At 58.2% G+C, this 20048-nt stretch carries 18 protein-coding genes; 8 read left to right on the top strand and 10 right to left on the bottom strand.

Going from position 1 to position 20048, the window contains the following annotated elements:
• The first annotated feature begins 179 nt into the window (after positions 1 to 179).
• From F7R19_RS21475 to F7R19_RS21465, 3 genes are all read left to right on the top strand, one after another.
• Positions 180 to 977: a competence protein CoiA gene (locus F7R19_RS21475; protein ID WP_150981938.1), complete on the top strand. Its 798-nt coding sequence runs from the start codon at positions 180 to 182 to the stop codon at positions 975 to 977.
• Between the two features lie 128 nt (positions 978 to 1105).
• Entirely contained in the window at positions 1106 to 2164 is a 1059-nt protein-coding gene (locus F7R19_RS21470) for a hypothetical protein (protein WP_150981937.1), read from the top strand.
• A gap of 85 nt (positions 2165 to 2249) precedes the next feature.
• The gene (locus F7R19_RS21465; protein WP_150981936.1) at positions 2250 to 2672 is read left to right on the top strand and encodes an HU family DNA-binding protein; all 423 of its coding nucleotides are present in this window, start codon (positions 2250 to 2252) and stop codon (positions 2670 to 2672) included.
• A 73-nt stretch (positions 2673 to 2745) separates the two neighbouring features.
• Here the strand turns inward: F7R19_RS21465 and F7R19_RS21460 are convergent, their stop codons facing one another.
• From F7R19_RS21460 to F7R19_RS30250, 4 genes are all read right to left on the bottom strand, one after another.
• Positions 2746 to 3123 carry a hypothetical protein gene (locus tag F7R19_RS21460; protein WP_150981935.1) on the bottom strand — a complete coding sequence of 126 codons (378 nt, stop codon included), beginning with the start codon at positions 3121 to 3123 and terminating at the stop codon, positions 2746 to 2748.
• Positions 3124 to 3175: 52 nt separating this feature from the next.
• On the bottom strand, positions 3176 to 3454 hold the full coding sequence (locus tag F7R19_RS21455; RefSeq protein WP_150981934.1) for a hypothetical protein: 279 nt from the start codon (positions 3452 to 3454) through the stop codon (positions 3176 to 3178).
• A 1374-nt stretch (positions 3455 to 4828) separates the two neighbouring features.
• Positions 4829 to 5134 (bottom strand): hypothetical protein, encoded by a 306-nt coding sequence (locus F7R19_RS29840; RefSeq protein ID WP_170292628.1) that lies wholly within the window; start codon positions 5132 to 5134, stop codon positions 4829 to 4831.
• A gap of 170 nt (positions 5135 to 5304) precedes the next feature.
• Positions 5305 to 6105 (bottom strand): hypothetical protein, encoded by an 801-nt coding sequence (locus tag F7R19_RS30250; protein ID WP_194946607.1) that lies wholly within the window; start codon positions 6103 to 6105, stop codon positions 5305 to 5307.
• Positions 6106 to 6783: 678 nt separating this feature from the next.
• On the opposite strand from F7R19_RS30250, the gene F7R19_RS21445 reads away from it, so the two are divergent.
• The 3 genes from F7R19_RS21445 (at position 6784) to F7R19_RS21435 (ending at position 9941) form a co-directional block, all read left to right on the top strand.
• Positions 6784 to 7758 carry a hypothetical protein gene (locus F7R19_RS21445; RefSeq protein ID WP_150981933.1) on the top strand — a complete coding sequence of 325 codons (975 nt, stop codon included), beginning with the start codon at positions 6784 to 6786 and terminating at the stop codon, positions 7756 to 7758.
• A 113-nt stretch (positions 7759 to 7871) separates the two neighbouring features.
• Positions 7872 to 9341: a hypothetical protein gene (locus F7R19_RS21440; RefSeq protein WP_150981932.1), complete on the top strand. Its 1470-nt coding sequence runs from the start codon at positions 7872 to 7874 to the stop codon at positions 9339 to 9341.
• Positions 9342 to 9428: 87 nt separating this feature from the next.
• Positions 9429 to 9941 (top strand): hypothetical protein, encoded by a 513-nt coding sequence (locus F7R19_RS21435; RefSeq protein WP_150981931.1) that lies wholly within the window; start codon positions 9429 to 9431, stop codon positions 9939 to 9941.
• 132 nt (positions 9942 to 10073) lie between these two features.
• On the opposite strand, the gene F7R19_RS21430 is transcribed toward F7R19_RS21435, so the two are convergent.
• The gene (locus F7R19_RS21430) at positions 10074 to 10685 is read right to left on the bottom strand and encodes a hypothetical protein (protein ID WP_150981930.1); all 612 of its coding nucleotides are present in this window, start codon (positions 10683 to 10685) and stop codon (positions 10074 to 10076) included.
• Here F7R19_RS21430 and F7R19_RS21425 point away from each other — a divergent pair.
• Both F7R19_RS21425 and F7R19_RS21420 read left to right on the top strand, forming a co-directional pair.
• Complete coding sequence (locus tag F7R19_RS21425; protein WP_150981929.1) at positions 10639 to 11418, top strand: nitrilase-related carbon-nitrogen hydrolase; 780 nt, start codon at positions 10639 to 10641, stop codon at positions 11416 to 11418. The genes F7R19_RS21430 and F7R19_RS21425 overlap by 47 nt on opposite strands.
• Positions 11405 to 12739, top strand: a complete 1335-nt coding sequence (locus F7R19_RS21420) for an MFS transporter (RefSeq protein ID WP_170292626.1) — start codon at positions 11405 to 11407, stop codon at positions 12737 to 12739. The genes F7R19_RS21425 and F7R19_RS21420 overlap by 14 nt, the downstream gene beginning before the upstream one ends.
• A 1229-nt stretch (positions 12740 to 13968) precedes the next feature.
• Here the strand turns inward: F7R19_RS21420 and F7R19_RS21415 are convergent.
• From F7R19_RS21415 to F7R19_RS21395, 5 genes are all read right to left on the bottom strand, one after another.
• Positions 13969 to 15024: a DMT family transporter gene (locus F7R19_RS21415; protein ID WP_150981927.1), complete on the bottom strand. Its 1056-nt coding sequence runs from the start codon at positions 15022 to 15024 to the stop codon at positions 13969 to 13971.
• A 589-nt stretch (positions 15025 to 15613) separates the two neighbouring features.
• Positions 15614 to 16759: a porin gene (locus tag F7R19_RS21410; RefSeq protein ID WP_150981926.1), complete on the bottom strand. Its 1146-nt coding sequence runs from the start codon at positions 16757 to 16759 to the stop codon at positions 15614 to 15616.
• Between the two features lie 184 nt (positions 16760 to 16943).
• On the bottom strand, positions 16944 to 17336 hold the full coding sequence (locus F7R19_RS21405; RefSeq protein WP_150981925.1) for a CBU_0592 family membrane protein: 393 nt from the start codon (positions 17334 to 17336) through the stop codon (positions 16944 to 16946).
• Positions 17337 to 17476: 140 nt separating this feature from the next.
• Positions 17477 to 18850, bottom strand: coding sequence for an MFS transporter (locus F7R19_RS21400; protein ID WP_227461085.1), 1374 nt, complete (start codon positions 18848 to 18850; stop codon positions 17477 to 17479).
• 242 nt (positions 18851 to 19092) lie between these two features.
• Entirely contained in the window at positions 19093 to 19989 is an 897-nt protein-coding gene (locus F7R19_RS21395; RefSeq protein ID WP_150981924.1) for a LysR substrate-binding domain-containing protein, read from the bottom strand.
• Positions 19990 to 20048 lie beyond the last annotated feature (59 nt).

The following is a 20048-nucleotide window of genomic DNA, read 5'->3' as shown; positions in this document are numbered from 1 at the left end:
AACCGTATCCCGGATTAGCAGCATCCGATCGGTTGCTCTGTGCCGCACTAACATTTCCCTCCTGGCGTCAACTCGCTTCGCGCTCCACAGTCGGATCACCGTCTCCTATAGTGGGTAGCGGGTTCGCAGCACGCCCCAACATCTGCCATTGCTTCGCACCCCAATAGCCCAAGCAGACCATGAAATTTGCAACCGTCAAAGGTGAGCGCCACGAAGCGGCGCGCGGCCTTCTAGGCAACTGCGAAGCCTGTGGAAGCCTGATGATCGCCAAGTGCGGAACCTTAAAGGCATGGCACTGGGCCCATCAAGCGAAACGCGTCTGCGACCCATGGTGGGAGAACGAAACGGAATGGCATCGCGCGTGGAAGAACGAGTTCCCAAGCAACTGGCAGGAGGTTGTCCACAGAGCAGAAGATGGCGAGCGGCACATTGCGGATGTGAAAACCGATGATGGATGGGTAATTGAATTCCAGCATTCGTACCTGAAGCCCGAGGAACGTCAGGCTCGCAACGCCTTCTATCAAAAGCTCGTTTGGGTTGTCGATGGGACAAGACGAAAGAAGGACGGCGAACACTTTCTTAAAGCAATAAGAGCAGGCAAGCCTCTGGACGCAGACTTGCTGATTACTAGAATTCCGTTCCCTGAGCAAAGTGCTCTGTTGCGGGAGTGGGGTGACACGAAAGCGCCGGTACTATTTGATCTTGGTGGAAGTCCTTGGCTCTGGTGGCTCTTTCCGAAAAGTCCAAATGGACGCGTATATGTCGCACCTTTCTCGCGTGCAAGGTTCCTGGACGCACATCGGCCTGGTGGTACCGACGTAACAACCCGGTTTCTCGCTCTGGTCGAAAATTTTGAAAAATGCATCACAAACATTGAAAGCCCTGTTCGCACACAAACACGAAGTCAGGCCATACCCCAGGCGCTGCCGAGATCGATGAATCCCTTGTTACGCAGGCGTTCTCGGAAACGCCTATGAAAGGAGGCGCAACGCGGCGTGGAAGGTGGTGGACCGGCGGATAATCCGCGCCCAGTAATGTCACATGGGATGATAGGCTTCGCGCAGTCGGAACCATGACAGGGACGCAAGATCCCCTTCCAGATAACGTGAAACAAGCCAACTCCCCACCGTCGCGCCGCGCGACGATGGCCCTTGCCCGCCTACAGGCCGCCGCCACGCTACAAGGCCTCGCCTGCCACGCGACGGTATGGCAAGGCGTTAGCGCCAAGATTCTCCTTGAATGCGCCAATGGGCATCGCTTCGAGCGCCGCGCCTACGGCGTCCTGTACAAGGCGCCCGGTTGCCCTGAATGCAGCCGCGCGAGCATTGCAGCGAAGTTCGACAAGCTCGTGGCGGATCGCGGCGGACAGTGCCTGACCGACGGTGGATTTCTTGGTGGCGCGGCGCTCCATAGAATTCGCTGCAAGCATGGGCATGAATGGAATCCAGAAGGGCGGAGCGTGTTGGCGGGCTACTGGTGTCCCCGTTGCGCCGGCAAGCCAACCGAGCCTCGGCCGCACCGGCAAGCCTCAAAATACGGCTTGGCCGACCTGCACGCCAAAGCGGCCGAGCATGGGGGCAAGTGCCTCGCGGCCGCCTGGAAGACTGGCCGCGACCATTACCCATTTGAATGCGCGGCTGGCCACCGTTGGGAAGCGATGGGCTACAAGGTTCTAAAACAAGGCAACTGGTGCCGGACGTGCACCGATACCAGATTAGGAGCACAACGGACCGATGCAGACGGCCTGGCGCGCATACAGGGCACGGCCAACGAGCGCGGAGGCCGGTGTTTAAGTACCGCTTACCATGGAACCAGCGCTTTCTACCGTTTCCGATGCGCGGCTGGCCACGAATGGGAAGCGCTCGGTAACAACGTCCTCCAGGGCGGCTGGTGCAGGATCTGCCGCAACGAGGGGCAAAAGCTGGGCATCGAGGCCATGCACGCCTTGGCGCGGGAGCGCGGCGGCATTTGCTTGTCAGACACTTACCGCCACGGAAAAGCCAAACTCAAGTGGGAATGTCATCGTGGCCACGTCTGGGACGCGACGCCCTCTGGAGTGAAGGCCGGTCACTGGTGCCCATCCTGCGCGATCCTCAATACCATCGTCGCGAAGAATCAGCACAAACGTAAGCGCTATGAGGCTGTGGGAAAGGCGCCCGACTAGCGATTTCCCCGTTGCAAAGTGCCTGTCATCTTCGCTAAGCTCTGCCGATCCGGCACGGTGCCGGCATTCTCGAAACAGGAGCTCCATGGCAACGAAGAAGACGGCCGCCCCGAAGACTGCGGCAAAGAAACCGGCAGCGCCGGCGAAGAAGGCTGCACCCGCAGCGAAGAAAGCAGCTGCTGCACCCGTGGCAAAGCCGCTGAAGGACACGTTCAACAAGTCCAGCCTCCTTGCGCACCTGGTTACGCAGACCGAATTGGACAAGAAGACGGTGCAGACCGTGCTTGCCCACCTCGAGAACACGATCACCAGCGCCATCCACAAGAAGGGCGCGGGCGAATTCACATTCCCCGGCCTGTTCAAGGTGTCGGCCATTCAAGTGCCGGCGACCAAGAAGCGTTTCGGCAAAAATCCGTTCACCGGCCAGGACCAATGGTTCGCGGCCAAGCCGGCTTCCGTTAAGGTGAAGGTTCGTCCGCTGAAGAAGTTGAAGGACGCGGCGCTGTAATTCGACGCATCCTCAAAAACGACAAAGGCCCGACTCGCATCAGTCGGGCCTTTCGTTTACTCTGACCGCCGACTCAACGGCGAGTGCTCGGCTCCTGCGCGGGAGCCAACCCAACACGGCTCATTCCATCCTGTGCCGGGTCGACGGTGTACGCGTGGCCAGCAAAAATCTCAGCTGGCCAGGGGCGCGGGAACACTCCTACTGGATTGCGAGTCTGAGCCAGGAAGCGCCCCTCCATGATTGGCACAGCCGAAGCAAGTTCCGACAAAAATTCGTCTTGAGACTGTAACCAGTTGACGATCCAAGGGTGCTCTTGGACAAACTCAGGGGCCTTATCCCGCAGCAGCTCAAGTAGCTCTCGATTCTCGTCGATTCGCTTGTGCACTCCTCCGCCAGACCAGCCCAGGATTCTGCGTACTTCCGCGACAACTCTTCTGTTCCAGAAAAACATTGTTCCTTCTCCGTGTGTCAAGAGTGGTGGAGCTAAACACCTGTGAGCCTCGTTACGGCACGCGTTGATTGATTACGTGCAGTGCATTGCCAACGCTTTCGCACTCTGTTTTCATCCTTTCGGAGAGCTGCGTGCCAGCACTCGCTAGGCGTGCACACTGCGTCTGAGCTACCCGCGCGGCGTCGAGATGCTCCGCATACCATTTCGCCGTATGCGGCTCTTGAGGCCAGAACAGAACAACCACTGCAACCACGCCCAATCCGACGAGCATCGGAAAGAAGCCATAGTCAGGCGGCAGGTAGAACACCTTCTTGATCTTGGGCGTTGCCATAGGCGTTTCCTCTGTCGCGGCTTCAGCCATTTCGCGTCGGAAAGCAGACATCTGGCTCAGGGAATTTCGCCTGTCTCTGGCCGCCATCGCCATGCTCCATCGCCGGTGCGCGAGCCGATTTGGATGTCATCCATACTCTCGGCAATCCCTTAGGAATGCGAGCAAGGACTCGTTCCGCGCTCATAAGGCACAGGGCAGCGGCACCATACGCCAGGACGGACGGCCAGTCTTGAGTCTCCCTCAAAAAGGGGGCAAACAAGACTCCGAGTAGGGCTATAGAGAACTTCCACCCCGTCCACATTGCACCGGCCAAGAGCAACATCTTGGCAAAAGCGAGTCCCGCATTGACCCACACCCGTTGGCGAGACACTCGCCATTGTGTGTAGTGCCATGTCCCATCTACACGGACCCGGTTGCCGACCACGCGTAAGTCGCTACCGATCGAAACCGCGACGTGTCTCGAAAGGCAAACGCTCCATGGACCGCATGTGGCGATCTTAGGCATTCCGATCCAGTCGGGGCACACCGCGACGGACTCTGCTTTTCCTACTCGAACTGGCTCGAGATGCGAGAGATTCTTAGCGAGTGTCCGTTTCGCTCTTTGACGATCTTTTGCCCGACGGCGTGCCGGGGAGAACAGTTGTGAATCGGCGCAAAAGAATGCGTCACCTCGTGCGAGGCGAAGAAGGAATCTAACCACGAGTGCTTTGTTCCTCAAATCGTCAACGGATGACGGGGGCCAGGTTCCCAATCCCGCGTCACGGCTTCAGGTAGATCTTCGAGTTCGCGTTCCGACGAACCGCATCGCTTGTCTTGCCGCGTACGGCGCGTATCGAACTGATATCCGTCGTCGCAGTGAAGATCGCGGTAGGGATGCGCCTCAATGCGTCGCCCACAGCCGCTTGATTGACCGAGAGGGTTCCAGCTGGATGGCCCACGCGAAGTATTGCGGAAGTCTCGTGCTCAGTGAGGCGAAAACTTTCGTAGCGGGCGTGTTGCACAGAATTATTTGCAGTCGGGACGATAGTTGTGCTGTCGCTCATCATCTAGATCCAAGTGAGGATTCCCATATTCTTTCCGATCTCCGCCACCCGATGGCGCGCGCGGGTCCGTTCCCAGCGCATACCCCTCGCCACGCGTCGGCGGAGTCGGGAATTGTCTCCGAGACGAAGCCGATCAGCGCCAGTAGCTCGTGCGTGATTTCACCCATCGTCTCATGCAGCGGATCGTCCTTGCGCCCCGGCTGACCCCGCCATGTCGTGACCAGATGTAGCGGTAACTGGAATGGATGCAGCAACGAAGTCAGCACTCCAGCCGGGCGGTCGCAACCGCTGAAGTCTGTTCCGCCGTTAGCTCGATCGGCCCGTTCCCCCCTTAACTGCGGGTCGCAGGTCGTCTCTGGCTGGCAAAGTCGGTCCACAAAAGGCGCACAGCCTTGCAAATAAGACGCAGGCCGTAGATGGCACTACCGGGAAGTACGATAAGTTGGAAAGCGACTAGGCCGGCGAGGACATTTTCTGTTCTTGAAGCACCCAGAGGTCCAATATATTCGACGTACCCCTGTACGAGCCCACCCACCACCGGGATGTGCGCATATGCGGCCACAACAAAGGCAAGAACCGCGCCTCCGGTTTGCGCAGCACCCAGAGCGGCAGCCGCGAACATCAATGCATCGAGCATAGCTTTCGGTCCTTCCAAGTAAGGTTCGCGTATTATTTCCCATTCTCGCCTCTAGATTTCCGTAAAAAGAGGTATGTTTTATCCGAGCTTTCAAGATTTATGCTTCGGAATCCCACAATCCGAAATAAGAAAGCCCCGGTCGTCTCGCGACGCCGGGGCTTTGTAAAGGGCTAGCAGAGAGTGAGCTGGGCCTGGTGGATCCCGTGGACGCCCCAAGCTTCTCGCGCCTGGGGCGATAGATCTTCCACTGGCACAGATCTGGCGAGTACGTCCCGAACATCATAGCTATCAGTAAGACCGAGCCGGTCCTTGAAAGCCGTTCGTCTCGCTATCTCATCGTGCTCTGCCATTTGCGAATGCGACAGCGTCAAACAACCGTAGTGCACATACCAACGGTATCCCGCAGTAATCGATCCGGGCCCATTACCAGCGTCGTGCATCGACAGCAGACGATCGACCTCGAAGTCCGCGATGAAAGCTGCGGATTCCGGGTCAACATCAAACCGCTGCGCTGTCGGAAGGTCCAGAATGGCGCGGCCGTCATCCGTCGTGACGATTTCCGAAGCACAAGAGCTTCCTTCTGTTAGCGCTTCCCGCATGGGGTCACGCAGGCCAGTCCCCCCCGAATCAGGCGCTGAATCGTCCCAGTCGTCACCGACGTGCAGAAAACGCGCCGCAGGAATCGGTGTCTGCGCGACCTCCGGCACATCTGGGATGTCGTACCGAACGCCGCGAGTCCGTATATTCCGCAGGTCGGCCCACGCCGCGAACGGCCTTGCCACACCATTCAGGGACTGCATGGCGTCAACTGCGATCATCAGGTCGAGTGGCAGCAACCGGAACTTTGGCGCTTCGCCGGCGGCGGTTGCGCGCTGCTCTTCGTCGAAATCCAACTGCAGCATGAATCGCCGCAGCTGCCCAAGCATCGCAGGATGGTAGGTGTCTGGCTGGATCTTAATGTAGCCGGACATGATGGTACGTCCGATCCAGTGCCGCCGCATCCAGTCGTGCCGCGTCGTCCGAATGTACCCAAACAATAAAGACTGAGAAACCCACACAAGAAAAATGGAGAAGGGAAAAAGTTCATTCCATACAACGGGTTATCGCCGGGTCGAATCCATGCACACACTAATGGTACTGGAATGCGATACTCAGCTAGCCGACAACAAAGTCTGAGGAAAATATCCGAGATGACCACCAGCCTTTTGTGCCAGACCTCCGGCGCTCTACTCGCCGCAAGTGAGCCGGGGACTAACATAAATAGGCGCTACCCAGTGGTCTGCCGCCGCGCGTGGCGCGGTGATCTCGACTCTTCACCACGTGCCAACGCAACGCCCTCATCGCCTGCACCGACTCGACTGACGGGCCATGCGACCACGGCTCCCATATGGACGTCACCGCGCACGTTCTATGAGTCAGCCCCGTCACTACGGGGCTAAACCTAAGCTTGGCTGCCGCTGCCGCGACCGCTGCGGACCATACCCTCCTACTTTGTTGCGAAGATGCGCCTGCGTATGACTCTCGCAGCATGGAGCGCGCCGTAATTCCTGACGACGCCATGGGCGTGTAGCTTGTTATCCTTATGCAGTTGCACGCCGTTACGCACCGATATATTGACCCAGACGCAGGGGAAACGAACCAGTAGCTTAATGACGTCCGTTAATCGTGCAGGTACCAACGACATCCTCAAAGGGCCGATCATGCCATCTGACGGAAAGCGCCTGGAAAGTCTTGTTAAGACGATCGAGGAATACTTCATGGGCGAGGGTTTTACAATCGAGCAAAGCAAGAAAATCTTCGACAGCGACGGGAGCCCTGTCGCCGAGTTCGACATTTTCGTCTCGGGCCGCTTCGGCAGTACCGAAATGACATGGCTGCTAGAGTGTCGAGACCGCCCCAGCCATGGGCCTGCACCCTCTGCGTGGATAGAACAGCTAATTGGTCGTCGAACCCGCTTCAACTTCGGCAAGGTGACGGCGGTCTCAACAACGGGTTTCGCCCCTGCGGCCGTGGCACTCGCTGAAGGTCATGGAATCGAACTGCGCGTCCTGGCACGCAAGCAAGTCGATGATGTCGAATCATGGCTGTCGATGAAGGCCATTACTCAGATTACAAGATCCTACGATCTGAAGTCCGCGATATTGCATCCTGCGCCTGGCCAAACCGCGGAAACATTGGCCGCACTCGGGGAATCGATGAACCAAGCAAATGGCGCGACTGCCTTCCTGCGCTCGGTTCGACATGGCGTAAGTACGACCCCGGCAAATGCATTCGTGCACGTCGCATCCTCTATCGAATCGTTGCATGAAGGACTTGCGCCTGGCGCCGGGCCAAGAAGAACGCAATTGAATGCCGAATATCCCGAAGACGATCGCTACGTCATCGACACCAACCTCGGCCCTATTCAGATAGCCAGGATCGAATTCATAGGAACCGTCCGCATCGAAGCTACATCATTGCCCGTTCATGAGGTCTCCACCTACTCGCGTCTCGGGGCCGAGCTTCCTATATCGGAGATCGTGTCTTTTTCCCCGATGGAGGCGGAAGGTAGACAGATCTCGCTCGAACTACATCGCGTACAGGAAACCGGCGAAACCCTTGTGCTGGCACGCGTCGTAAAGTAGAAGCTATCCGCTGGCCCGCGGCATTGCCGCTGACGAACTGGGCAGATGTTGGTTCACTGCTTCTGGGTTTCCCCGGCACCACCCACGCAGCCACCAGTTTGGTTGCGAAGTAAATGACCTACAGGAAGACAATGCCAAAAATAGACCAAAATTCCCGTGGGACTTGTTTCGACTGGGAATGCTGTGAAGCTATCCTCAACAACGGTACCTATGGGGTTGTAGACCATGGTCCCTTGCATGGACCTGTGGCTCATTTCTCGTTTCGTAGAGATGATGAATTACGACTCGTCTTCGAAACTGTCTCTGCCGGAAACAGTGCGTCTGTACACGAGGAAAGAGCCGCAGGCACCGTCTATGAAGCGGAGGACGAGGTCCGAATTGAAGGGTACAGTGGAGCAGTGGCCATCGCTAGCGGCGTCATACCACTGCAGCACAGCCGAAAATGGGACAGAGATCGCAACGGAGAGACAAGGGAAGAATCCCAATGCCATCAACTCCGCTGGGAAAGTTTGAACAAGAAGCCGGCGAAGTATTTGATCGAATGGTACGAGAACATGCCGAAGAACGCAGGATGGCCGGATCTCGATACCTTTAACGAAGTCACCAGCACAACACGCGTGCTGCAAGGCAAGCGCGGAGACATCATTCAAACCGCTGCAGACGAGACCGGCAGTAGCGCACGCTCATGCGTTCACCTGCGCATTCACGGCCTCGACATAGTCATAGGTACGTCAAGAGCGCAGCCGAATTTCATACGCAGACCAGGCTACATCCTGTATATCGGAGCACCGGATGACGAACTTCGGCGGAAGATTCGGGACCGTCTGTCGTTCTGTCTCGGTAGCTACCTCATCTATTTAGGATGGACTTCCTTCGATGACGCTTGGCGACCCGTGGCCTTCAGCGCGAGTAGTGGGCATGCCCTTGTCAAGGAAGCGGATCGACTACAAGGATGGCTGCCCGCTCCACTCGGATTGAAGTTCATTCCCGAACTGACAGAGGAAAGACTAACTAAGCAGCTCGCCACGCTGTTGAATCTATACGACGCCTATCACCTGCGTACCGTCTTCTGGAATTATTGGCATTCTCTAGCTGCGCCCGTGCATATGGCAGCCGCGCATCTGGGCGCAACGATTGAGGGCTTGCAAAAGTCGTGGTACGGTCGTGCCACGACCAAGTTGGATTCGCGTCTCGTGACAAACAACAAGGATTGGCAACAACTGCGAGAGAATCTGAGTGCCTGCATCCAGGAAGCGAATCTTCCGGAGGAGATTAAGGAATTGCTGGATCGGAAGATCAATGGGCTAAATACCGCACCACAGAATGTACTAATGGAGCGCTTTCTCTCCGGCCTCGATCTGCAGACGACTGAACTGGAGAAGTCGGCCTGGCGCAACCGGAACAGAGCCGCACACGGGGCGGGCACCTCTTCGCAAGACCCAATTCGTCTGATTCGAGAAAACAAGCTCCTCACAGTATTGCTGCATCGGATCATCTTGGCCTTGGCGGGCGGGGACCATTACTTTGACTATTACAGCCATGGACGCCCCATGCGACAGCTTCGAGACGCTCCGAACGATTAATCCGCGTCCCCGGGTTAGCCCCCCTTGGCGCTGTCGTACCCCTACCGAGGTGCCGCCAAGCGTACGACGAACGAGCTCTCATCCACCATGCAATCCATCTACAAAGATCACAAACTCCGGGCAGCACTGCACTCCATTTACGTTGCGCAGTTCAAGGCAATTAAAGCGTATGGGGAGGGATTTACTGCCAACGATGCCAATCGGATGATGACGAGCCTGATGGGATCGCGTCCCTGGTCGTGGCGAGTTGTCGGTATTACTCGGGAGGCTTTGGAAATATTTGCGGCACATGAGTTCAGACGTCCGCCACGCACGATCCAACGTGGACACCGCATCAATCGCATCACGACCGCGGCCGAGCTCTACATTAAACCCACGGAACCTGTCGCGCGCGAACAATTCTTCGAAATCTTCCTCGAACGCGACCAGACCGTACTAATGACGACATCGCAGAACAAGCATCGTCCTGATGGCAGGTTCCCGGACTACATTGCCATTGATCAGGCTCTGGAACTCTTTCCATGTGGAACGCTGATCGGGTGGAAACATACCAAAAGAGAAGTCAACTTCCTGAGCACCCTCTATGCTACGAACTCTTGATACAGAAGATCCTTGATGTGTGCGCCGATTAAATGAGTTCGCGCATGCTGAATCAATGCCACGCAATTGAGTCAAATAGACTCATCAATCTCCGAGCACGCTCGGCCCCGCGCACTGATTGGCACCCTACGGTTACCCATTGAAACAGGCAAGCAAGGCCTCTAGCTTCTTCGCCGCAGGTTGCGTAAGGGCAAAGTACAACACGTGCGATAAAACCAGTCCGACGAAGAGAACGAACCCGACAAAGTAGAACGCGATTCGCTGCGTCCTAAGCCGAGCAAAGAGAGCGGGGAAGCTGCCCGTCACGAGGTCGGCGACTTCGCTGTACTGGTCCAGCATCTGATTGCGCTTTCGCGTAATTTCAGTCTTCAATGTGTCCAGTGTATGGAGCTGATTGCGAAGCATGAGCGCGCTTAGCAGAACGAACACATAGCACCCAATCAGCACAGCCGTATTTACCCAGAACTCGTAGCCGACCTTGTCCGCCGCTTTCATCTGAGTGGCAACAATCACCGTCGCAACAGGAATACCTAGGATCTGATTCTGGATGTCAGAAAAAGCCTTATGGATCTTGCCGATCTCCTCAACCTTTGCCGCCTCGATCTGGTCAATCACCTTGTCGTACGAAAAATCCGCCACGAACAGCCTGTAGCCATCCGCAAAGTGCTTTTGGAGATCCGACAGATGGGCAAGAAGAGTGGAAAAACGCTTCTTCGGGACGGCACTGCCTGCCACCGAACGCACAGACTTTCCGAACAATGACGGCTCGTCGTTGGTAGTGTTTCCAGAAGCGGTGATGTTTCAGTTCACTGAACCTGCGGCGACGATTGCCGCAGCGGCCCAGCAGCACAGCGCCGTATTTGAGGCGGCGCTACAGGCCTACGCTGAGCGCTATCGCGTTGCGATTGTCGCGGGGCTCTATCTGCCGTCGTCCACGGCCGGCCGTTCGCGTAACGTCCTCAGTTTGCTGCGCCCGGACGGCGCCGCGCCAATTCACTACGACAAGCTGCATCACTACGACGCATTCAACTTTGTGGAAAGCGAGAAGCATGATCGCGTTCCGCTCAAGCCGGACTACGAGGAACTGGTCGTCTTCGAATGCGATGGCATCAAGTTTGGTCTGCTCAATTGCTACGACCTTCGCTTTCCTGAGATGAGCCGGCTGCTGATTGAGAAAGGGGCCGATGTCTTGCTCGTGGCCTCTGGATGGGTAGCTGGTCCTCTGAAGGCCTTGCAGTGGGAAACGCTCGCACGGGCGCGTGCTATCGAAAATACCTGTTACGTCGTGGCCTGCTGCCAGCCAGCGCCCCACTCCGTCGGGATGTCGATGATTGTGGATCCTATGGGTGCTGTGATCGCTGGCGTGCATTGGAACGCGGCGTATGTCAGAACGATCCTGCCGTGCGTATCCCAACGCCGATACATGCTTATTGACACCAATGCTGAGCAATGCGAGGTGCGCAATGGCGTACGTTGATTCCATCACTGGTGTTCAAGCGCAACCGTCGGGTACGGACGAGCACGCGATGCGCAAGGTTGTCGTTTCAGCGGCGCTGGGCCAATTTGTCGAGTGGTATGACTTCGTCGTCTATGCGTACTCGGCGACCATGTTGGCGAAACTGTTCTTTCCCCATTCGGACCCGGTCGCCGCATTGCTGTCAACGTTTGCCGTCTACGCCGTCGGATTTGTCATGCGGCTGTTCGGTGGCTACGTGTTTGGTCGATTGGGAGATCGCTACGGACGTAAGTCCACGCTCGCGGCGATCATTCTGATCATGGGGGTGTCCACTGTCGGGATTGGCCTGCTGCCCACCTACGAACAGATTGGTGTTTTTGCCCCGGTTCTCCTAGTGGTATGTCGTCTGCTGCAAGGTCTGTCAGCGGCTGGCGAGGCGACCGGATCGAACTCCTTCGTGGCTGAACATGCGCCAGCGAGGCGCCGCGGCATCGCAGTGGCGTTCACCTATTCCTTTGCAAACGTAGGCCCCATCGTCGCTGCGCTCGTAGTCTTGGCCGTTACTAGCGGACTCGGGCCAGAGCGCTATGCGTCCTGGGGCTGGCGCATCCCCTTCTTGCTGGGAGCGCCGTTCGCGCTGGTGGGCATCTATATTCGCGCGAAAGTAGGAGAGTCGCCAGCGTTCGAGGCTACGAAGGCGACTAGGCGCGGCGCTCCCGAGCCCATCCTGGCGACCCTTAAGCGGTATCGCTCGGAGGTCTTGTTCACGTTCGTACTTTCCGCGCTGTCTAGTCTGGGCTTCTACACTCTGGCCGGTTACTTCGTCACCTACCTGACGACGACCACGAAGCTGAGTGCCAACGATGCTTTGATTTCCAACTGCATTGCCTTGATGTTGGCTTTCCTTGCCATGAATCTTGGTGGGTATTTATCCGACCGGTTCGGTCGAAAGCCCGTCCTTCTTGGCGCACTGGTGCTATCCATCGTTACGCTGATTCCCGGTTATATGCTTGCTGGTCAAGGAAGCCTGGCTGCGGCTAATCTGGGACAGGGCATGATTGCGATCGCTGGCGGCCTGTTCTGGGGACCGCTCCCGATTGCTCTGCTTGAGCTCTTTCCGACGCGTGTGCGACTGAGCTGTGCATCGATCAGCGTAAACGCGGCCTACGCTCTGTTCGGTGGCACCGCGCCATTTCTGAGCACCTATCTGTTGGCGCTCACGCACAATAGGCTGGCACCCGCTTACTATGCGGCTGGCATATTCTTGGTGGCATTCTTGTTCATAGTGCGGATCCCGGAGACGTATCGGCGTCCTTTGTTGCAGGAGGGGGACCTTAGTTAGAGGATTGCGAGCGGCACAATTTTCGGTAATCTGGCCCTGCGCCGCAGGGCCAGGTCCGGCCAGCACCTGCGCGTTGTCCCTGTTCCCGTTCGCGCGCGGAGTGCATAGTGCAATGCTGCATGACGTGCTGCTGAAGTTGGAGGTGCCAAATCCTCCCGATCCCTTACACAAGTCCCGAAAGCCTGGGCCTCGCCGGATTTTCTGCAGCAACCTCTAGTTCGCGCAGTTTTGCTGCACCTAGTAAATCTCCCTCAGAAATTCCCGATCTTCCCTGGCGGATGGGCGTGCCAAGCGGTCCGTAAAATGCGGGTGTCCACTCCGGGTAATTGGCACTCTCACCTGCCGTGCCGTGGATTAAGAAGGCGTTACGTTGTTGGACCGCGCGTTGTGCCAGCGCCATCGCACCGTCCAGGTGCCGCAACCAGGATTGCGCGGTAGAGATCCGTCATGCGCTCTAATTTTCGGTGGTCACCCGTGGCACGCGAGCTATCGCGCGCGGCGCGTGAAGCCCCTGGCGTTTATTTCCTCCCACTGCGTGGCGCCGCGCAGGCTTCGCTACAGGCGTGGCGGCGCTGGGACGGCCGCCTCCGCGGCGTCCCCGCCCTCTCTATCGCACCGCTGGTCGGCAGCCTGCTTGCCCTGCGCGCTTGGCTCTGTCGACAACCCTGAACCAGTGAACGATGCACAACCCGGTCGCAAATGGCCCCGCTAACCCATGGGCGATTGCAGCGCGGCGATCGGTGACGAAAGACGATCGCGGCCGCTTTGTCGTGCTCGCCGAGGTGCCTCGGCCATATCGGGATGACCTGTTAGCCTGCATCCGGCGAGAGATGATCGCGATCTTCCACGAACGAGATGGCGATTGCATCTACCCGTGCGATTGGTTCGCATGGCGAGAAGGACACCGTTTCTGTCCGTTCTGACGCCGATTGGCATGCCTCGCGTAGCGCCGGGTTTTCCGTGGGTGGTTTTTTGAGTGCAGCAACCCCGCGCAAAATGTAGGTTGTTGCATTAGTTTCGCAATCGTCCCCGCTGACCCTGCCGTGTTGCGCAAGGAAGCAGCCCCCGGCGAGCCTCTGGAAAGGCGCTTATTGCGCTAACTTGGGGTCTCGCATACGAGGTGCGAGCGGGCCATGGTCGGCAAGCCCAGTCAACTACCTTCGCTCAACCATGCACGACGCGCCATTTACCCGCATTGTGGCCTATCTGTCATAGGCCTTCGCGATGTATTAGTGCAAGTGGCGATGGTGCATGTCTGGATAATGCGGGTGTTTGTGCGCCATTACCTCGTGTTCGTGCCAGTGCCTGTGGGGTTCCTTGCCATCCCATGAGAAGCCGTGCTCATGCTGATGATGCTCGTCATGCCGATGCGAGTGGCTATGCGCCAATGGCTCATGGGTATGCACGTGTTCGTGCCGCTCTCGCAGATGCAACCACACGCCCAAGGCCATCAGCGCCGCGGCAAACCAGAACGCCAAGCCTGGCACCTCAGGCCAAATCACAAACGAGATCAGGACCCCAAACAATGGGGCGACCGAGAAGTATGCACCGCTTCGAGCCGTTCCCAATAGCCGCAGCGCCACCACAAACAAGGCGAGACTCACACCGTATCCGGCGAATCCGATGATCAGCGCGCCCGCCGCGGTACCGACTGGTGGGAACTCCGCCCCATGCATCAGGGCGAGCGACGTGTTGCAGAGTCCCGCGACAAGCCCCTTCAGGCAGGCGACGAGCAGTGCGTCGTTGCTGGACACCTTGCGGGTGAGGTTGTTGTCAATCGCCCAGCACAGGCAAGCGCCGACGATAAGCAGCGCGCCAGTCGACATCTGCAGGCTGCCCGGCTGCCAGGACAGCAGCAAGCCGCCGGCCACGATCGTGATCATCCCCAGAACAATCTGCCGGTCGGCGTTCTCCTTCAACACCACCCAGGCGATGACCGCCGTGAACACACCCTCCACGTTCAGCAGCAGTGATGCCGAAGCGGCATTGGTCGAGACGAGGCCATTCATCAGCAACGCTGGCCCCGCTACGCCGCCCGCAACGATTGCGCCAATCAGCCACGGCACCTCTGCCCGCGGAATACCGCTATGATCGTTTCCCGGATCAGGCTTCGCCCAGACTCTTCGGATTGCGAGCACGAGCGCCAGGCCGATGCCGCTACCAAGATACAGTAGTCCGGCCAGCAGGAGCGGGGCAACCGATCCGGTCAGCGCCTTGGCCAGCGGCGTGCTTGCGCCGAAAAGCAGAGCCGCCAGTAATGCCGGTGATGCGGTACGAATGGACATTGCAGATCAGGGGTTGGGACGAGCGTAGACTCGCGAACTCACATTTCCAGCACTACTTGCGCTTCCGGTCGGCCGGGGTCGGGGACCATCGGATGCTCGACTCTCACACGATTGCCTCGTGCAGTCAAACGAGGCTTGCGCCTTTTTTGAACAGTAGCTGCCGAAGATCGAAGTGACGCTAGCGATGGCGGCCAACGAATGCTCAGCCTCGATACTCCCGCGGCTGCTCACCGATTGGCACCTCGGAGATATATGTGTAAGACAACTCACCCCTCCGATGACACGGCGGGTCGACGCCGCGAGCCGTCATGGAAGCGGCAAACAGCCTTCGAGATCAGCTGTTCGCCGCGTAAGGTACGGTGGCGCTGCCAGCTTCCTGCGAGGCGTCGCCTAGATGGAGCGATAGCAGCCCTCGGCTCGCATACTTTCAGGAAAAATCCGCGGCGGCCAAGCACACGCCTCCCGGAAAATCTCGCTCGATCCGGGTTCGTACAGTGATTGCCTCGCTCTTTCATGCCTAACAGGCCGAGGCCTACCGCCGGACTTTCCTCGGACGAGGTAACCCGTGATTGGCGAGGAAAGGCCACCCCTAGAAAAAATGGCGGATTGCCGCGCGGAGCAGCAACTGATTCCGGTTAGAGGACACGTTGGCGGCTCCGGTCACATAGGCTGCATCGAGGACGGTGCCCGTGCGGTCTCCTGCGACGCGCTGATAGACACCCTGCATATAAATATCGGTCCGTTTGGAAAATGCATAGTCGGCCATGAACCCAAATGAGTGATAGACCGGATCCTGGCGGCCAGAACCGGCCGCCAGACTCGCGCGCGTAAACGTGTACATTGCTCCAAGCCAGTAAGATGGCGCGAACTGGTATTTGGCGTTCACCTCGAAGTTCTGAAATTTCAGGGATGACGCCGCCCCCGCCGGAGAGACAATCGGCCCGACGTACCCCGAGCTTTTGGGCGCGGACACGTTCGTGTTCGAGTAGACGAGACCGAAGGTCGACGCCCCGATGCTATAAGTCGCGCCAGCGCCAAAGATCTCCAGCCGACTGCCGAGCAGATTCTGGTCTCCCCCGTTGTTGATCGCACCGTTGGGCGTCGCGGAGGGCTGGTTGGCCTGAAGGTAGGCAGCCGCCAGCAGCAGGCCACCCTGCGTGTATTGCGTACCAAAGCTGAACTGCCGATTTCTCGCAAAGTTTGCGTCGTTGCTGAAACTGTAGGCGCCGCCGAACTTGACCCCACCCAGCAGCGGACTGGTGTATTTCAGCGTGTTGTTCACCCGAAATGAATACACCATGTTGTCGTTGTCGTAGGGGTGTCCAAACATGTATCCGCCCCAACTCCCGGCTGCGGAGGTTTGCGAGAGGAAATCCACCGTCAAGTCATACTGCCGACCCGCCGTCACAGTCCCGAATCGATCACTAACAATCCCAACATAGGCCTGCCGGCCGAACAGCAAGCCCCCCTGGGCTGCGCGGCCGTTGTCCACCATGAAGCCGTTTTCGAGCTGAAACACCGTTTGGAGTCCACCGCCCAATGGTTCGGTGCCCTTTATGCCCCACCTGCTGCCGTGAGGGAAGCCGCTTTCCAGCGCGACCTGGCTGTGTCCGCCGACATTGCTCGTGTAGTTGACCCCTTCATCCAAGATGCCATACAGGGTCACTGAGCCGACAGCCCAGGCGGGCGCCATGACGGCGCACGCCATGCCCATCACAAAGAATTGTTTCTTCATGGGTAGTTCCAAATGGATTGCGTTGCAGGCCGCACCGTTGGCGGCATTAGGAAATGACAAGTCAGGTCTTGCAGGCCGCGGGCGCGCCGGCGCGAGCCGCCGGCGGTTGCTGTCGTAAGCCGATGGCCGTCTGGCTTCCCTGCCGGGCGATCGCCGCGCGTGGCGCCCGCGGTGCCGCCGTCGCCTACCGCGGCACGTCCGAACCCAATGCGGACCGCCTACCCTGTCCCGGACACATTTCGCCGCTGTGCGCAGGCTGCCGTCGTCGGGTGCGGACGGTGACGACCACACCCACCACGCTCCACATCAACCATAACCACTGGCTGATCGCCGCGGCGAGGTTGAAATGAAAGACAAGGGAATACAGCAAGCAGCAGGGACCGATCAGATTGAGGGCCAAGTACAGTTTGCTGTCCCGTTGCAATCGATTCAATTGCAGGCCTGCATAGGCGATCTGATAGCAGATCACACCAATGATCCCGACTGCGTCAGCGACGGCCATCATGATTTCGGTTATGCGTGGTATGGACAGGACGACGTCGGCACGAGGAAGCACGCACCCCATGACGGATGCCATGCGCAGGCCTCGCGTCGGCATCCGGTCATCCGGAGCGCGCCGCACGCCGACTCATGCCAACTTGCTGCGAGCGCCGCACCACACGCGGCGTGCGGGAGAGCTTCATCGATGCGCCAGAGCGCCCGTTGCCTCGTCGACAATCATGACCCAGGTTGCGGCACGGTGCGCCCCTGCGGTGCAGAGACCTCGCTGAGTAGTTTCCCCTTGGTCTCCGGTGCCAGGAAGTAAGACACGATGCCGCCGAAGAGGCAGATACCCGCGGCAATGAGTAATGCCATGCCAACGCCGAAGCCATCAATGACCAGCGGCAGCAAAAAGGTGCCGGCCGCGGCCCCTACACGAGAAAAGGCGGTGGCAAAGCCGACGCCTACTCCTCGGATTTCCGTGGGGAACACCTCACCGGGATAGACCCCCGTCAGCGTGGTCGAAATCGCGTTCACCAGGGAGAACGTGAAGAAGCACACCAGAATGAGCGTGGGGGAACCGTGAGAAAACAGCGCCACGCAGAGCAGCGCGATGGCCGAAACGAAGAACGGCGGAATAGCCAGTTTGCGCCGACCGACGCGCTCGATCGACATCACCGCGATAGCGGTCCCGAGTACCGCCACTCCGTTGAGCACCAACCCGCCAGTCAATCCCTCCTGAAGCCCCAGTCGTTCCAGCACAATGGGTGCGAATGCACCGATCGCAAAGTATGGGGTGACGTTACATACCCAGAAGATCGAGACAAAAATGGTGGCCTTGATATAGTCGGCCGAGAACAGTCGACCGAACCCCTGCTGATCGGTGATGGGCTGCGATTGCAAATCCGCTTGTTCGTCCTGCTCCATATACTCCGCCGCCAGGGCCCTAGCTTCGGCCGTTCGCCCCATGCTCATCAGCCAACGCGGCGACTCCGGCGTACCCAGCCGCATCAAGAAAACGATGACGGTCGGAATCGTGCTTAGTCCAAGAATCACGTTCCAACTCGCCGCGTGAGCAACCGTCAAGCCGTAGCCCACCGCGTAGGAGACGAGGAATCCCACGTACCACGCCAGTTCAAGGACTGCGAGCAACTTGCCGCGCAGGCGCGCTGGCGAGAATTCCGCAAGCAGGGGCCAACCGATCGAATAGTCCGCACCGATAGCAATACCCATCAATACCCGGACCGCAAAGAGTTGCAGCGCGTCCGTCACGAAGAATTGCGCGATGGAACCTACCAGGAAAATCGCCAGATCGATCGTGAACATCGGCCGTCGTCCGACTTTGTCGGCCAGCCACCCGCCGAGCGGACCACCAATGAAGATGCCAATGAGCGCCGATGCGCCAATCAATCCCTGCCAGACGACGGACAGGTGCAGGTCGTTGGTGATGGCGGGCATCACGATCCCGATGCAGCCCAGGACGAAGCCATCGATCAGCATGCCTCCGGAGATGACGGCCGTCAGCTTCGTCAGGAATTTGCGATGCTTGTTTGACAGTTTCCCGGGGTGTAGCACGGGGGCGGAAGATAGGGAACCGATTGCATTGGACAACGTTGTCTCCTTGGATCTGTATGGCCTAAGGCCTGTTCTATTCGCAGCAGGAACACCTTGATTTCGATCAAGCCGCAAGGAGAGTTTGTGTAAGTCCGCCGGGTTAAACAAACGATCTTTTGTGCATCGATTGATTATTTAATGTAATAAAAAAGGATACATGAATAGCCAAGCATTAGTCCGAATAGACTGCTCTGGGCGCGACGTAATACAGGGCCCCCGCGATGCTCGCAAGGCCCCAGTCATTGCAGCGACAGCAGCCAGTCCCGAAAACTTCCCACGCTTTTTCGTCTCTCGTGCGGCCCCGACGGTTCGAGGATCAGGAATTGCCCATCTGTTTTAAGCGTTTCAGGAACAGGACGTATTAGGGTGCCCGCCTTTAAATAGGGATCGATGAGATTTCCCCATCCGAGCGCGACACCTTGGCCGCTCAACGCGGCTTGGATCACCATGGCATAGCTGTTGAGATTGATCCGATTGCGAGGCGTGGCGGGCGCGAGATCCAGGCGGCGAAACCACTCTGGCCAACTGACCCAGTCTCGTTCGGAATCGTCTAGCCACAGCCAGGTACAGGCAGCAAGGTCTTCCGCCCGGCGGAGTTCCGGACAACGTGCCAGATACGCGGGACTGCAGATCGGGAAGATTTCTTCGCTGCAGATCGGCGTGCTCTTGATAGAGGCCGGTGGGCTCTTGCAATAGTAGACGGCGAGGTCACACTCCAGTTTGCCGTAGTCCTTGACGTGATCAAAGGCAACTATGCGCAGGTCGATGCCATGATGAGCGTCATTAAACTCGGGGATGCGCGGCAGCAACCACAAGGAGGCGAGCGCTGTGCTGGTGGCAACCGTCACCTGCTGGTCGCCCTGCCATCGTTTGACCACCTGCGTGGCCTCCGCAAGGGCAAGCAAGGCTTCTCGACTGGATTGAAAGTACTGTTCGCCCGTGGGAGTCAGGCGGACCGAGCGCGTGGTTCGGTCGAGAAGGTGTGCGCCAAGCATGTCTTCGAGCAAACCGATTTGTCGGCTGATGGCGCCCTGCGTGACATTGAGTTCGTCTGCGGCACGCGTGAAGCTGCCCAAGCGAGCCGTGGCTTCAAAGGCAATCAGCGCCTTGAACGGCGGCAATGGCTGGATTTTCATGGGAACGGGTGTCTCCGGGGGCTTTTTTAATAGTAGTCCCGCATTGGTCGCGCCACTGA

This window comes from Cupriavidus pauculus (assembly GCF_008801835.1).
Lineage (GTDB): Bacteria > Pseudomonadota > Gammaproteobacteria > Burkholderiales > Burkholderiaceae > Cupriavidus > Cupriavidus pauculus.
This window is presented reverse-complemented; position numbering and strand designations above follow the sequence as displayed.

What these genes read in the sequence shown, in the direction of transcription:
- F7R19_RS21455 (WP_150981934.1), bottom strand. Translation starts at nt 3,454, where the DNA reads ATGGCAACGCCCAAGATCAAGAAGGTGTTCTACCTGCCGCCTGACTAT.
- F7R19_RS29840 (WP_170292628.1), bottom strand. Translation starts at nt 5,134, where the DNA reads ATGCTCGATGCATTGATGTTCGCGGCTGCCGCTCTGGGTGCTGCGCAA.
- F7R19_RS21410 (WP_150981926.1), bottom strand. Translation starts at nt 16,759, where the DNA reads ATGAAGAAACAATTCTTTGTGATGGGCATGGCGTGCGCCGTCATGGCG.
- F7R19_RS21465 (WP_150981936.1), top strand. Translation starts at nt 2,250, where the DNA reads ATGGCAACGAAGAAGACGGCCGCCCCGAAGACTGCGGCAAAGAAACCG.
- F7R19_RS30250 (WP_194946607.1), bottom strand. Translation starts at nt 6,105, where the DNA reads ATGTCCGGCTACATTAAGATCCAGCCAGACACCTACCATCCTGCGATG.
- F7R19_RS21420 (WP_170292626.1), top strand. Translation starts at nt 11,405, where the DNA reads ATGGCGTACGTTGATTCCATCACTGGTGTTCAAGCGCAACCGTCGGGT.
- F7R19_RS21460 (WP_150981935.1), bottom strand. Translation starts at nt 3,123, where the DNA reads ATGTTTTTCTGGAACAGAAGAGTTGTCGCGGAAGTACGCAGAATCCTG.
- F7R19_RS21405 (WP_150981925.1), bottom strand. Translation starts at nt 17,336, where the DNA reads ATGGCATCCGTCATGGGGTGCGTGCTTCCTCGTGCCGACGTCGTCCTG.
- F7R19_RS21435 (WP_150981931.1), top strand. Translation starts at nt 9,429, where the DNA reads ATGCAATCCATCTACAAAGATCACAAACTCCGGGCAGCACTGCACTCC.
- F7R19_RS21415 (WP_150981927.1), bottom strand. Translation starts at nt 15,024, where the DNA reads ATGTCCATTCGTACCGCATCACCGGCATTACTGGCGGCTCTGCTTTTC.
- F7R19_RS21445 (WP_150981933.1), top strand. Translation starts at nt 6,784, where the DNA reads ATGACGTCCGTTAATCGTGCAGGTACCAACGACATCCTCAAAGGGCCG.
- F7R19_RS21395 (WP_150981924.1), bottom strand. Translation starts at nt 19,989, where the DNA reads ATGAAAATCCAGCCATTGCCGCCGTTCAAGGCGCTGATTGCCTTTGAA.
- F7R19_RS21475 (WP_150981938.1), top strand. Translation starts at nt 180, where the DNA reads ATGAAATTTGCAACCGTCAAAGGTGAGCGCCACGAAGCGGCGCGCGGC.
- F7R19_RS21440 (WP_150981932.1), top strand. Translation starts at nt 7,872, where the DNA reads ATGACCTACAGGAAGACAATGCCAAAAATAGACCAAAATTCCCGTGGG.